The 12,603-nt window shown below is 66.1% G+C and carries 13 protein-coding genes; 9 read left to right on the top strand and 4 right to left on the bottom strand.

All coding sequences use genetic code 11. The features are described from left to right. Window positions 1–168: 168 nt before the first annotated feature. Window positions 169–1,146 carry an OmpA family protein gene (locus HY699_21070; protein ID MBI4518299.1) on the bottom strand — a complete coding sequence of 326 codons (978 nt, stop codon included), beginning with the start codon at window positions 1,144–1,146 and terminating at the stop codon, window positions 169–171. A 71-nt stretch (window positions 1,147–1,217) separates the two neighbouring features. After that, entirely contained in the window at window positions 1,218–3,083 is a 1,866-nt protein-coding gene (locus tag HY699_21075; GenBank protein ID MBI4518300.1) for an ABC transporter ATP-binding protein, read from the bottom strand. A gap of 85 nt (window positions 3,084–3,168) precedes the next feature. On the opposite strand from HY699_21075, the gene HY699_21080 reads away from it, so the two are divergent. Together HY699_21080 and rsmH are read left to right on the top strand one after the other, a co-directional pair. Then, on the top strand, window positions 3,169–3,441 hold the full coding sequence (locus HY699_21080) for a BolA family transcriptional regulator (protein ID MBI4518301.1): 273 nt from the start codon (window positions 3,169–3,171) through the stop codon (window positions 3,439–3,441). A gap of 79 nt (window positions 3,442–3,520) precedes the next feature. Then, the gene (gene rsmH, locus HY699_21085; GenBank protein ID MBI4518302.1) at window positions 3,521–4,426 is read left to right on the top strand and encodes a 16S rRNA (cytosine(1402)-N(4))-methyltransferase RsmH; all 906 of its coding nucleotides are present in this window, start codon (window positions 3,521–3,523) and stop codon (window positions 4,424–4,426) included. Window positions 4,427–4,441: 15 nt separating this feature from the next. On the opposite strand, the gene HY699_21090 is transcribed toward rsmH, so the two are convergent. Next, window positions 4,442–6,037 (bottom strand): S8 family serine peptidase, encoded by a 1,596-nt coding sequence (locus HY699_21090; GenBank protein ID MBI4518303.1) that lies wholly within the window; start codon window positions 6,035–6,037, stop codon window positions 4,442–4,444. Window positions 6,038–6,334: 297 nt separating this feature from the next. On the opposite strand from HY699_21090, the gene HY699_21095 reads away from it, so the two are divergent. From HY699_21095 to HY699_21120, 6 genes are all read left to right on the top strand, one after another. Further along, the gene (locus HY699_21095) at window positions 6,335–6,568 is read left to right on the top strand and encodes a DNA gyrase inhibitor YacG (protein MBI4518304.1); all 234 of its coding nucleotides are present in this window, start codon (window positions 6,335–6,337) and stop codon (window positions 6,566–6,568) included. Further along, window positions 6,543–7,334 carry an acyl-ACP--UDP-N-acetylglucosamine O-acyltransferase gene (gene lpxA / locus HY699_21100; GenBank protein MBI4518305.1) on the top strand — a complete coding sequence of 264 codons (792 nt, stop codon included), beginning with the start codon at window positions 6,543–6,545 and terminating at the stop codon, window positions 7,332–7,334. Before HY699_21095 ends, lpxA begins: the two co-directional genes overlap by 26 nt. 140 nt (window positions 7,335–7,474) lie before the next feature. Continuing rightward, window positions 7,475–7,882 (top strand): cytochrome c maturation protein CcmE, encoded by a 408-nt coding sequence (locus tag HY699_21105; GenBank protein ID MBI4518306.1) that lies wholly within the window; start codon window positions 7,475–7,477, stop codon window positions 7,880–7,882. A gap of 105 nt (window positions 7,883–7,987) precedes the next feature. Beyond that, the gene (locus tag HY699_21110) at window positions 7,988–9,982 is read left to right on the top strand and encodes a heme lyase CcmF/NrfE family subunit (GenBank protein MBI4518307.1); all 1,995 of its coding nucleotides are present in this window, start codon (window positions 7,988–7,990) and stop codon (window positions 9,980–9,982) included. Window positions 9,983–9,987: 5 nt separating this feature from the next. Continuing rightward, window positions 9,988–10,476: a cytochrome c-type biogenesis protein CcmH gene (locus HY699_21115; protein MBI4518308.1), complete on the top strand. Its 489-nt coding sequence runs from the start codon at window positions 9,988–9,990 to the stop codon at window positions 10,474–10,476. Window positions 10,477–10,515: 39 nt separating this feature from the next. Then, window positions 10,516–10,935 carry a zinc ribbon domain-containing protein gene (locus HY699_21120; protein MBI4518309.1) on the top strand — a complete coding sequence of 140 codons (420 nt, stop codon included), beginning with the start codon at window positions 10,516–10,518 and terminating at the stop codon, window positions 10,933–10,935. Window positions 10,936–10,979: 44 nt separating this feature from the next. On the opposite strand, the gene hpnI is transcribed toward HY699_21120, so the two are convergent. After that, window positions 10,980–12,233 (bottom strand): bacteriohopanetetrol glucosamine biosynthesis glycosyltransferase HpnI, encoded by a 1,254-nt coding sequence (hpnI, locus tag HY699_21125; GenBank protein MBI4518310.1) that lies wholly within the window; start codon window positions 12,231–12,233, stop codon window positions 10,980–10,982. A 205-nt stretch (window positions 12,234–12,438) separates the two neighbouring features. Between hpnI and HY699_21130 the strand changes: the two genes are divergently transcribed. Next, a partial coding sequence (locus HY699_21130) for a GIY-YIG nuclease family protein (GenBank protein MBI4518311.1) occupies window positions 12,439–12,603 on the top strand: 165 nt, incomplete at its 3' end.

Genomic DNA, 12,603 nt, shown 5'->3' on the forward strand with positions numbered 1-12,603 from the left:
CAGCGTGCCGTTCCGTTTGCTGGCCAGGATGTAAACGCAGAACTGCTTGTCCATAGCGCCAAACGCCAAACTGGATTCCCGCTTTCGCGGGAATGACGGCCATAACACCGAACCACGTTACCCACAAATTTGTCGCGCACCGGGCGGCCATACCGCACTGGTCCGGCCTCAAGGTTCAGCGCTGACGCGCAATTCCACACGGCGATTGAGTGCGCGCCCTTCGTCGGTGTCGTTGGTTGCGGCTGGCTGCGTGGCCGCGAAGCCGGCTACGCTCATACGGCCGCGATCGATGCCCTTGCTGGCTAAGTAGTCCCGCACCGCCTCGGCCCGTTGCAGCGACAACTGCTGGTTCGCGGCCGCGGTGCCACGGCTATCGGTGTGGCCCTCGACGGCGACGGCGACGCTGCCCGACTCCGTCAGGGTCTCGGCCGCGGTGTCGAGAATCGCGCGGTCTTCGGGGCGGATCACGGCCTTCCTGGTGTCGAAGTTGACGCCGCGCAGCACGATCTTCCTTTTCGGCGGCAGCGGCGCCGGCGGAGGTAACTCCGCCACCAGCGGCGGCGCCGCTACTGGCGGTGGCGGCGGTGGGGCCAGGAAGCGGTGCTGCAAACTGACCCCGGTGGTTACAAAGGTCACGTCTGCCCGCGAGCCACGCGCGGCCGGGATGCCGGCGGCGTCGCGGCGAAGGAACAGGCCCAGCGCCGTCGCCCGGTCGAGATCGAGATTGAAACCGCCGGCGAGGGCGTAGCCGGCATCGGAGTTGTTGAGCGGCCCGCTGATGTCCGTATACACGCCACCCTGCACGCTGAAGTACACCTCCTTGCCCTCGTCATTGAGCGAAAGGCGCGGGCCAGCGGTGAGCGAGAGAATGCTCGTCAGGTCGCTCTCGGGCTTCGTCGATACCGCTGTGCCGAAGGCGGCAAACTGCGGCTGCGCCAGCAGGCTGACGGCGTACTTGCCGCCCCATTGATAGCCGAGGTAGGGCGCCACTGCTCCGCCCGGATCGGCGCTCTTACGGAATGTCGAGGTCGGGAAGGCGGCGCCGATATCGATGCCCGCAACCGGTTCGGCGGCGTGCGCCGCTGCTGCCAGCACGCTCCCCGCGATGCCCGCCATGATCAGGCCTTGCCACGATTTCTTTTGCATGCTGCCCTCCGTTTTGGGGATTGTGTAGCGCGAGACCGCTCCGGTTGCAAAGGTGGCGAAGCCGGTGGGCATCAGCTCGGCGGCGGTTGCTGCAGATGACGGAACTGTTCGAGATAGAGCTGGCGGTAGAGGCCGCCGCGCGCCAGCAGTTCGGCATGCGGGCCCACCTCGCGCACCTCACCATCCTCGAGCACCACGATCCGGCCGGCGTTGATCACCGTCGACAGGCGGTGCGCGATGATCAGCGTGGTGCGGCCCGCCATCAGCCGGCGCAAGGCTTGGTGAATCAGGTTCTCCGCCTCCGAGTCGAGCGCCGAGGTGGCTTCGTCGAGAACCAGGATCGGCGCGTCCTTGAGGAAGGCGCGCGCAATTGCGATGCGCTGGCGCTGTCCACCGGATAGGCGCACGCCACGCTCGCCGATCAGTGTGAGCAAACCCTCGGGCAGCTCCGCGATGAAGCCGTCGGCGTTGGCCGCGCGCACGGCGGCCGCCAGCTCGGCATCGGTCGCCGCCGGCTTGGCATAGAGGAGATTCTCGCGCAGCGAGCCGCTGAACAACACCGGATCCTGCGGCACGATGCCGATGTGCCCGCGGAGCGACGCCAACGTCAGTGCGCGCACGTCGATGCCGTCGACCAGCACGGCACCCTCAGTGACATCGTAGAATCGCGGCAGCAGCGACACCAGCGTCGACTTGCCCGCACCGCTGCGGCCGACGAGGGCGACGGTTTCGCCCGGCGCGATGTTCAGCGACACCCGCTGCAAGGCGGGGCGGCCGTTGCTGCGGCTGGCGTAGCTGAAACCGACGTCGCGAAACTCGACCCGGCCGCTGACCCGCGCCAGCGCCGGGGCGCCGGGGGCCTCGGCCACTTCGGCGTGGATATCGAAGAACTCGAAGATGCGCTCCATCGCCGCCAGCGAGTTGGACACCACTACGCTCAGCTCACTGAAGCGCTGCAGCGGCAAGTACAGGCTGCCGAGGTAGGCGTAGAAGGCGATCATGGTGCCGACGCTCATGGTGCCGTGGAGAATCATCGTGCCGGCCGCCCACACCACGATCAGCGGCGCCGCCAGGGTGAGAAACGTCGTCGCCGCTTGGCTGGCCGACGAGAGCTGGACGTTGGTCATGGTGAGATCGAGCAAGCCACGGCTGGTGCGGTAGAAGCGCTCGGCCTCGTGCTGCTCGCGGCCGAAGGCCTTGACCGCTCCGGCAGCGGCGATCTTCTCGTGCAGGTCGCCGGAGAAGTCCTCGATCATCTCCTGTACCGATTGGCTGGCCGCCTTGATGCGCGGGCTGAAGTAGCGGATCAGCAGCGCGTACAGCGGAATGACGCCGAGCGCGATCAGGGCGAGGCGGTGTTCGAGCACGAACAGTATCCACACCACGAAGCCGAGCGAAGCGCCGTCCATCCAGACGTTGGTGAGGGCCGAGCCGACGAAGTTCTGCGCCAGCTGGATGTCGCTGACGAAGCGCGCCACGATGCTGCCCGAGCGCCGCTCGTCGAAGAACGAGTGCGACATGCTCTGGATGTGCTGGTAGAGCGCGTAGCGCAGGTCGAAGATCAACCGGTGGCCGGCCTGGCCGGCCCAGTAGCTGCGGTAGTAACTGGCCACCCCCAGCACCGCGTAAGCCAGCAGGACGGACGCGCCAATGACCGTCAGGCGGCCGGGCGCGCCACTGCCGACCCCGGGCAGGCGCGCCAGCACGAACGCGCACCAGTTATCGAGCCAGCGATTGGTGGCCTCGGTCGCGTGCAGCGATCGGGCTGCTGGCGGCACCAGCAACACATCGGTGAGGTACTTGAGCACCAGCGGGAAGATCAACGGCAGCGTGAACTTGAGCACGCCGCAGGCCGAGGCCCCGGCGATCAGCCAGCGGTGGGGCCAGACGTAACTGAGAAAGCGCAGCAGCGGCGCCCGCCGGTGCGTAGGCGGCATAGGCGCAACGAAGCAGTCGCCCGCGCACGGGTCAAGCACTCGCCGCTATTTTGCCCGCGCGGGCAGACTGCTACGTTCTCCGCCCATGAGCATGGCTGAAACCATCGAACGCTTGCTGCGCCGGCAGCTGGCCGTTGATCGCCTTGAAATCCTTGATGACGGCTGGCGGCATGCCGGCCATGCCGAGGCCCGCGGCGGCGGGCACTTCACGGTCACCATCGTTTCACCCGATTTCACCGGCAAGGCGCGGATCGAGCGCCACCGCATGGTCTACGCCGCGCTCGGCGACCAGATGCGCCAGGCAATCCACGCGCTGGTGCTGATCACGCGGGCGCCGGATGAGGTTGGGCCGGGCTGAAGCTGGCGGGGCGCAACCGCGGGTTTGCTCAGCGCCGGGTGGCTTGCGGTCGGCTTGCGGACGGGCTACGCGGGACGTGATGGATCAGCCGATCCACTGCCCGGTGATGCTGGAAGAGGTGTTGGCGCACCTCAACGTGCGGCCGGGGGCGCGTTTCATCGACGCCACCCTCGACGGCGGCGGCCACAGCGCCGCTCTCTTGCAGCGCAGTGCTCCGGATGGGTGCGTGCTCGGAGTCGACCGCGACCCGGGGCTACTGAGTGCCGTGCGCCGCACCTTGGCGGCTGAGGTCGATTCGGGCCGGCTCATGCTCGCCGGCGGCAGCTTTCGGGCGCTGACCCGTATCGCCACGGTAAGGCACTTCGGCGCGGTCGACGGCGTGCTGTTCGACCTCGGCCTCAGCTCCTACCATCTCGAGGCCAGCGGCCGCGGCTTCAGCTTCATGCGCAACGAGCCGCTCGACATGCGTTTTGACCCCGCCGATGCCGATTGCGAGAGCGCCGCGGATATTGTGCGCACCCGCAGCGTTGACGAGTTGGCGGCGATCTTTCGGCAATACGGTGAAGAGCGCTTTGCCGGCCGCATCGCCGGGCGCATCATCGTCGAGCGCGAGCGCGCGCCGATCACCACCACCACCCAGCTCTTCGACCTCATCGCCGCGGCGCTGCCCGCCCGCATCCGCTGGCGCGCCGGCCGCTCGGCGGCGCGCATCTTCCAAGCCTTGCGTATCGCCGCCAACGACGAGCTGGACGCGGTCAGCGAGGGGCTGCCGCAAGCGGTCTCGCTGCTGGCCCCCGGGGGCCGGCTTGTAGTGATGTCATTTCACTCCTTGGAAGACCGAATGGTCAAGCAGTTCCTGGTGGCGGAGCGCGCCGCCGGGCGCCTGCGGATCGTGACCAAGCGCCCGTTGCGCCCGTCGGAAGCGGAAGTGGAAGCCAACCCGCGCGCCGCCAGCGCCAAGTTGCGCGTGGCCGAGAAGGCCTGAGGCGGGGCGCCGCCGTCAGCTCTGGCCGGCGTGGCCCTGACTGAGGCGGCGGGACTTGGCGCGGACGTTACGCCGCGCCGCCGGCAACGACTCGATCACGGTGATCATGACCGCGGGCGACACGGTCCAGTTGCCGCTGGCATCGTAGGCAATCGCGCTGAGGGAGTAACTGCCGGCCGCCAGCGTGCGCGTGTCCCACGCAAAGGTGTACGGGGCGGTTACGTCGCTGCCGCGCGGGCGCCCATCAACGTGTAGAACCACGCGCTTCATCGGGCCATTGTCGGTTGCGGCGACCGAAACGGTCACGATGCCGCGCACGGCTTCGCCGGCGCCGGGCGCGGCGATCGTCACCGCCGGCGGCGTGGTATCGGGACCGGTTAGCGTCACCCGCGCTGCGGCCACCGCGTCGGCGGCGTTGACCAGGCCCCAGCCGTAGTTCTCGTCGTAGCCGGCAGCCCCGAGGTCGCGGGCATTGGCCGCCAGCAGGTCGCCGATCTGTGCCGGAGTCAAATCGGGGTTGGCCCCAAGGAGCAATCCCGCAACTCCTGCGGCGATCGGGCTGGAGAATGAAGTACCGGAAGCCTTGGCGTAGCCGCCATCGCGGGCGGTGGTGGGGATCGCCACGCCCGGGGCCGCCAGATCAACGTAGGGGCCGGTACTAGAGAAGGTCGCGCGCTGGTTGTTGCGGTCGGTGGCGGCCACCGAGATGATCCAAGGATTAGCTTGGTCACGGTGGGCAAAGCCGTCGTTGCCGGCGGCAGCAAAGGTAACCCCGCCCTGGCTGGCGAAGTACTGCGCCGCGGCCTCGAGTGACTGGCCGCCGAAGATGGCGAAACTGATATTGGCGACGCGCGCGCCGTGGTCCGCGGCCCAAACTAGGCCGGCAGCCAGCGTCGAGGTGTAGGCGAACCCGTCCGTATCCGTCACCCGCACCGGCATGATCGGATTGGACCAGGCCACTCCGGCGATGCCCATTTCGTTGTCGCTGGCCGCGGCCGCCACGCCGGCGACCATCGTGCCGTGGCCGGAGAGATCGCGAGTGTCGCCGGTATTGTCGAAGACGTTGAAGCCGGCCATCACCTTGGCGGCGAGGTCTGGATGGCTGGCGTCCACGCCACTGTCGAGAATGGCGATCGGGGCGCTGGCAGATCCGGTGGAAACATCCCAGGCGGCGGGGCACTCGATGCGGGCCAGGTGATAAGCATCGGCCATGTACGGATCGGCGGACAGCATGGCTGGCGGGATGGCTTGATCACGTTCGACGAAGCGCACGCGGGGGTCAGCACGCAGGGCAGCTTCCACCGCTTCGAGTTGGTCGGCTTGGACCGTAACGACGTGCAACCTGATCGCCCGGATCCGTCTCACCCGCGCCGCTTTGTGCTGCCCCAGCAGGGCCCGCACCTCGGCGCTCGCCACTCCGCCCTTGGTCTGAACTAGCAAGCGCGCACCGTGCGCCGCGCGGCCGGTGACCGGCGCGGCATCGTCTGCGGGCGCAACGCGGGCGGACAACAAGGCCAGCAAAGCGAGCAAGACGGCGCCAGCCGACGCGGACAGCCGGCGCGTGTTGCTGGCCCAGGTGTGCTTGGTAATGTGAGTGGCTAGGGGCGACATCAACCGTGCTCGTCGAGACCTAAGTGCATCGCGCGTACCAGAAGAAGCTTAGGAAATACGGGCGTTCTCAGCCGGCTCGGTGGTCGCCGTCCTGACGAATCAGGCCGCTAGCCGGGATTGTGACGATCGCGGGCGCAGCAGGCTTGATCGCGCCGTTTTTCGCTGCCAAGAAGATGTCGTAATCGAGGCAAAAGCCCCCTCGGTGCGGATAATTGACGCTGATTTCGAAGCTTGATCAGTCATGTCGCAGGGAACGGATTTTTGACGGCAGGCGCGAGTTCAGGTTTATTGGGCACAATGCCGGCTCACGTTCGCTGTCCGATCTGTCAAAAAGAGTGCACCTGGCGGGGCAACCCGCATCGGCCGTTCTGCTCCGAGCGCTGTCGCCTGATCGATCTCAGCAACTGGCTGGGCGAGCGTTACCGCATCCCCGGCGCGCCGGCCGGCGACCAAAGCGAAAGTGATTCCGACCAACAAGCGAGTGCGCCGCGCGCTCCCGGCAAGCATGATTCACCCAAGCGCACTGATTGACCGCCGGGCGACGATCGACCCGACGGCCGAGCTCGGCCCCTTCGTCGTAATCGACGGGCCGGCGGTGATAGGCGCGCGCACGCGCATCCTGGCGCACGCGACGCTGATCGGCCACACCACGATCGGTGCCGACAATACGATCCATTGCGGCGCAGTGATCGGCGGCGAGCCGCAGGACCTCGGCTTCGCCGGGGCGGAGAGTTACGTGCGGATCGGCGATCGCAACGTCCTGCGCGAGGGGGTCACCGTTCACCGCGGCACCAAACCCGGATCGGCAACCGAGATCGGCAACGACAACTACCTGATGAACAACGCCCACGTTGCTCACAACTGCCGCATCGGGGATCGTACGATCATCGCCAGCGGCGCCGTGCTCGGGGGTTACGTGCAGCTGGATGATCGGGTGTTCGTGTCGGGCAACTGCGCGGTACACCAGTTCGTGCGCGTTGGCCGGCTGGCGCTGCTGCGCGGGTTGTCGCGCACCAGCCGCGACGTGCCGCCCTTCTGCATCATGGACGGGACCCATACCGTGCGTGGGCTGAACCTGATCGGATTGCGCCGCGCTGGCTTCAGCGCAGCCCAGATCAACGCACTGCGGGGCGCCTTTCGCCGCCTGTTCCGCGCCAAGGTCAACCTGCGTCGAGCAGTGGCCGAGCTGGCCGCTGAGTCGCACCCGCCCGAGGTGATCGAGCTGCTCGATTTCATTCGCAGCTCGCAGCGTGGCGTCTGTTTCGGCCCGCGGGCGCGAAGGGGAGAAGAAGAGTAGCGTGATGGCCGCGCCGGCGATCAGCCCGCGCAATCGAGCGATTAGCCGACCTCGGGGCCGGATCGGAGCCGGCGCCGTGGCTTGAAAGCCCTTGGGCATTGCTCTAGCTTGCTTGTGCTATGACGAGGAAGAAGCGGTTCTTGATCGGAGCGGTGCTGCTGGTCGGAGCGGTGACCTACCTGGTGTACGCGGGCGTGCGTGAGACCTCGATGTACTACTTCAAGATCGATGAGTTTCTGGCCAGGAAGAGCGAGCTGACCAACGAAGGCGTGCGCGTCGCCGGCCGGGTGCGTAGCGGCAGCGTCGAGAAGAAGACCACCACGGCTGGCACCGAGTTGCGCTTCGTGCTGAGCGATTTCGGTGCTGTGGACGGTGTGCCGGTTCATTACACCGGCGTGCTTCCGGATATGTTCGCCGAAGGACGCGATGTGATCGTCGAAGGCAAATACACCCCCGAAGGCATGCTGCGCGCGCGCTCGGTGCTGACCAGCTGCCCGTCGAAGTACGAAGCCGAAGCCGACCAGCCGCACCCTGGCGGCGCCGGCTGACGGCGCAGGCGGGAGTTGTGAGACCAGGATCGGGCGGTCCCCTCACCCTAACGCGCCGGGGCGGTGGCGCGGCCGCCAACCTCTACGACTAGAGAGCGAGGTGCCATGACTGAAGTCGGTTCGCTGACTCTGGCTGTCGGCTTGGTGCTGGCGGCGTACGGAACGGTGGTGGCGCTGGCGGGCGGCTGGCAGCAGCGGCGCGATCTGATCGCCAGCGCGGAGCACGCGGCGTTCGCCTGCTGGGGGCTGGCGCTGATCGCCACCGCGGCCTTGCTGCACGCGCTGGTAACCCACGATTTCAACGTCGAGTACGTGGCCGCGTACACCAGCAGCACGCTGCCGCTCAACTACATCATCGCTGCGCTCTGGGGCGGGCAGAAGGGCTCGCTGCTGTTCTGGTTGCTGATCCTGACCTCGATCACCGCGGTGGTGTTGCTGCAGAACCGCGAGCGTAACCGCGACCTCATGCCCTACGTCAACGCGGTGCTGATGGCGATCGCCGTCTTCTTCTTCGCCATGCTGGTGTTCATAACACCGCCGTTCGAGCGCCTGGCGTTCACGCCGCCAGAGGGGCGCGACCTCAATCCGCTGTTGCAGAACTACTGGATGCAGTTGCACCCGCCGTCGCTGTACCTGGGCTACGTCGGCTGTGCCGTGCCGTTCGCCTTTGCGATCGCCGCACTCATCACCGGCAAGCTCGGCGACGTTTGGATCCGGACGACGCGGCGGTGGACTTTGTTCGCGTGGTTCTTCTTGAGTCTGGGCAACCTCTTCGGCGCCGAGTGGGCCTACCTGGTGCTGGGCTGGGGCGGCTATTGGGCGTGGGACCCGGTCGAGAACGCCGCCTTCCTGCCTTGGCTCACCTGCACCGCCTTCCTGCACTCGGTGATGATCCAGGAAAAGAAGAACATGCTGAAGGTGTGGAACATGGTGCTGGTGATCCTCACCTTCTTGCTCACCATCTTCGGAACTTTTCTCACTCGCAGTGGGGTAATCTCTTCGGTCCATTCGTTCACCCAGTCGGGGCTGGGCCCGTTCTTCATCGGCTTCTTGGCCCTGAGCGCGGCGGTGTCGCTGGGGTTGCTGGGCTACCGCCTGCGGCTGCTGAAGAGCGAAAACGAGCTAGACTCGCTGATCTCGCGCGAGTCGGCGTTCTTGTTCAACAACCTGGTGCTGGTGGGCATCGCCTTCGCCGTATTCTGGGGCACGATGTTCCCGATCATCTCGGAAGCGGTGCGCGGGGTGAAGATCACCGTCGGGCCGCCGTTCTTCAACAAGGTCAACGCGCCGCTGGGAATCGTGCTGCTGTTTCTCACCGGCGTCGGCCCCCTGATCGCCTGGCGGCGCGCGGGGTGGCAGAGTTTTCGGAAGAACTTGCTGCCGCCGCTGCTTGCCGGCCTCGCTAGCGGCGTGAGCCTGGCGGCACTGGGGATGCGCTCGCTGTGGGCGCTGACTTCGTTCTCGATCGGCGTCTTCGTGCTGGCGGGAATTGTATTCGAGTATTACCGCGGGGTGCGCGCACGGCAGGCGGTGGCGGGCGAGAATGCCGCGGTGGCGTTGCTGCACCTGATCGGCAAGAACCGCCGGCGTTACGGCGGCTACATCATCCACGTCGGCGTGGTGATGATGTACTTCGCCATCACCGGCACCGCCGTCTTCAGGCAGGAACAGCAGATCACCCTCAGCCAGGGCCAGAGCTTCGAGTTGGGCGGCTATACCCTGCGCTACGACGGCGTCGAGCAGGAGTCGACCCCGCACATCGCCTACCTGCGCGCCAAGGTGGCGCTGGCGCAGGACGGTAGAGACATCGACGTCCTCAAACCCGAGAAGCGCTTCTACAAGAAGCCCGAGCAGCCCACCACCGAAGTCGCTATCCGCTCGACGCTCAGTGGCGACCTTTACCTCGTGCTCGGGGGTTTCGACGAGGACACTAAGCTGGTGACCCTGCTGGCGTACGTTAACCCGCTGATCAGTTTCCTATGGTATGGCGGGTTGGTCATGGCGCTGGGGACCGCGGTGGTGATGTGGCCGGCCGCGGTACCGGTGCGAGAGCCCAGGACCGTGCGCCTGCGGGCGCCCGAGCCCGCGGTCGTAGATTGACTCAGATGCGCGCGCGTCATCTTGCTCTGAGCGGCCTGCTCGCCGGCCTGCTGTGCGGCGGCGCGATCCTGCACGGCTGGGCCGCCGCACCGCCGAGCTTCCAAGAGCTGGAGGAGTCGCTGACCTGCCAATGCGGCTGCGGCCTCACGGTCCATAGCTGCAACCACCTGCAATGTGACTCGGCACTTCCGTTGCGGGCCGAGATCCGCGAGCAGATCAAGCTCGGCAAGAGCAAAGAGCAGGTGCTGGCCCACTTTGCCGACAAGTACGGCGAGAAGATCCTCTCGTCTCCCACTCGAACGGGGTTCAACCTGACCGCCTGGGTCATGCCGTTCGCGCTGGTGCTGGTGGGCGGCGTCTTCGTGGTATTGGTCGTCGTTCGTTGGACCCACCGCCGTCCGGCGTCACCTGGGCCGGGAGCGAAGGGCGCGGCGCAGGCTCCGAGCGAACATCAGAAGATCCTCGAACGCGAACTCGAGGAGTTCGAGTCTTAGTTTCATCGGCGCAAACACAGAGCAGGGGCGTAGGTTACCGTGGAAACCATCATCGCTGTTGTGCTAGTTACCGCTGCCGCGGTGCTCGTGGCCTGGCCGTTCTTCGGCCGCCAGTCCGCGCCGGCGCCGGGCGAGATCCAGTTGAGCCCGCTGCAGCGCCAGAAGCTCGAAGCCTACGCTGCCATCAAAGAGGCGGAGTTCGACTATCAGATGGGCAAGCTGACGGCGGTTGACTTCAACGCCTTGCGCGAGCGCTACACCCAGCAGGCACTTGCAGCCATCGCCGCGCTCGAGTCGGCACAGGCGCGGCGTTCAGCGGCGACACCACGAGGCACGGAAAGCCGAAAGCCGGGCCGCATCGCCTACTGCCCCAGTTGCGGCCATAACCTCACCGCCCGCGCCAATTTCTGCCACGGCTGCGGCCAGTCGCTCAAGGCGATCAAGGAAACCGCGGGCTGAAGAGCGCGGCGATTAGTAACGAACCGCGGCCCACCCGCCGGACTTCACACCGAGTCGTGCGCGGAGCGCGTCGGCTTAAGCAATGGCGGCTTTTGCCAGGCGGGCAATGGCGGCGTGAGGTGAACCATCTCGCCGCCGTTGAGCACGCGGAAGTCATGCCCGCTCCATTTCACGCGATTGCCCAGGAAGGCCGCGAGCCAGACCGTCGAGACGAAGAGGTCCTTGAGCGGGACCAGCAGCATCTGTGCGCGGGTGTTGTCGGTACTCAGGTAACGGAAGCACATCAACGCCGCCGCCGCGATTCGCAGGCCAATGACTCCGGCCGCAACCACAACACTGGCCGGACTGAAGCCGTAGTAGAGCAGCGTCAACACCGCCCACAGCGTGCCGTGAGTCAAAACGCTGCCGAAGTAGCCCCCGGGCCGAACGGTGCGGTACGTGCGCGCCCAACGAATCTGATGCTGCAATAAGCGAGTCCATGAACCGACATCGAGCACCGTCTCGACGATCACGTCCGACAACACCAACCGCAAGCCGCGCCGGCTGATGAGGTGGCCGAGATAGTAGTCGTCGGCGAGGTAATTCGAGACCGCCAGAATGCCGCCGATGGCATCGAGCGTCTCGCGTCGCATCGCCATGGTGGCGCCGAAGGCATAGCTCGGCTTCTCTACCTTACGCGCCACCATCACCATGGTGGCAAAGTCGGTGTTGATGAACAGCGACTCCAGGGCTGTCGGCGTCCCCCCGGCGCGCACCGCCTTGTAGAGACAGCTCACCATGCCCACGTTCGGGTCACGCAACGGCGCCACCACGCGCCGCAGGTAGTCGGGCTGCACCCGGATGTCGCTATCGGCAATCACGATGAGATCGTGGTTGGCATGGCGATACATATTGTGCAGGTTGCTGATCTTGTAGTTGGTGCCGTAGAGGTGTCCGTCGATCACCAGCTCGATGTCGACGCCGGGAAAATCCCGCTGCAACTGCCGCACCACGGGGGCGGCGGCATCGGCGGGGTCGGCCACGCCGCAGATCAACTGGAAGCGCCCGCGGTAGTCTTGCCGGCAGAAGGTCGCCAGGTTCTCGTAGAGATGAACGTCGAGACCCTTGAGCGGCTTGAGGACAGTCACGCCGGGCGGCGCATCATCCGGGTCCGCCGCAGCCGCCCGCTGGCGGGCAGCCCAACGGAAGAACTCTCGCGCTGAATACAACGCGGTCAGGTAGTACCAAATCGAAGCCAGCACTCCTATGCCGAGTAGGGCCTGGACCAACGAAATATTGAGCAATGGGATTGTCACCATGACATTAACCAACCGGTCAGCACCCCGCACAAAAAAAGGCCGCCCAGCATGCGAACTGGTTGGCCATCCACGTGGCCCCTTCCTAGCCCTTGGGTCGGGATGAGTCAACGTGACCCGGGCTGCGCGACAAATTTGTGGGTAACGTGGTTCGGTGTTATGGCCGTCATTCCCGCGAAAGCGGGAATCCAGTTTGGCGTTTGGCGCTATGGACAAGCAGTTCTGCGTTTACAACCTGGCCAGCAAACGGAACGGCACGCTGTACATTGGGGTGACCTCACAGCTGGCAACGCGGGTGTGGCAGCATAAGAGCAAGGTAGTGGAGGGTTTTTCGGCCAAGTACGGCGTTGACAAGAGATGGTCTACTACGAAG

It is taken from the genome of Deltaproteobacteria bacterium (assembly GCA_016210005.1).
In the GTDB taxonomy this organism is placed as follows: Bacteria; Desulfobacterota; Binatia; order HRBIN30; family JACQVA1; genus JACQVA1.

Coding starts and splice junctions, on each gene's coding strand:
- HY699_21070 (MBI4518299.1), bottom strand. CDS start 1,146: ATGCAAAAGAAATCGTGGCAAGGCCTGATCATGGCGGGCATCGCGGGG.
- HY699_21075 (MBI4518300.1), bottom strand. CDS start 3,083: ATGCCGCCTACGCACCGGCGGGCGCCGCTGCTGCGCTTTCTCAGTTAC.
- HY699_21080 (MBI4518301.1), top strand. CDS start 3,169: ATGAGCATGGCTGAAACCATCGAACGCTTGCTGCGCCGGCAGCTGGCC.
- rsmH (MBI4518302.1), top strand. CDS start 3,521: ATGGATCAGCCGATCCACTGCCCGGTGATGCTGGAAGAGGTGTTGGCG.
- HY699_21090 (MBI4518303.1), bottom strand. CDS start 6,037: ATGTCGCCCCTAGCCACTCACATTACCAAGCACACCTGGGCCAGCAAC.
- HY699_21095 (MBI4518304.1), top strand. CDS start 6,335: ATGCCGGCTCACGTTCGCTGTCCGATCTGTCAAAAAGAGTGCACCTGG.
- lpxA (MBI4518305.1), top strand. CDS start 6,543: ATGATTCACCCAAGCGCACTGATTGACCGCCGGGCGACGATCGACCCG.
- HY699_21110 (MBI4518307.1), top strand. CDS start 7,988: ATGACTGAAGTCGGTTCGCTGACTCTGGCTGTCGGCTTGGTGCTGGCG.
- HY699_21115 (MBI4518308.1), top strand. CDS start 9,988: ATGCGCGCGCGTCATCTTGCTCTGAGCGGCCTGCTCGCCGGCCTGCTG.
- hpnI (MBI4518310.1), bottom strand. CDS start 12,233: ATGGTGACAATCCCATTGCTCAATATTTCGTTGGTCCAGGCCCTACTC.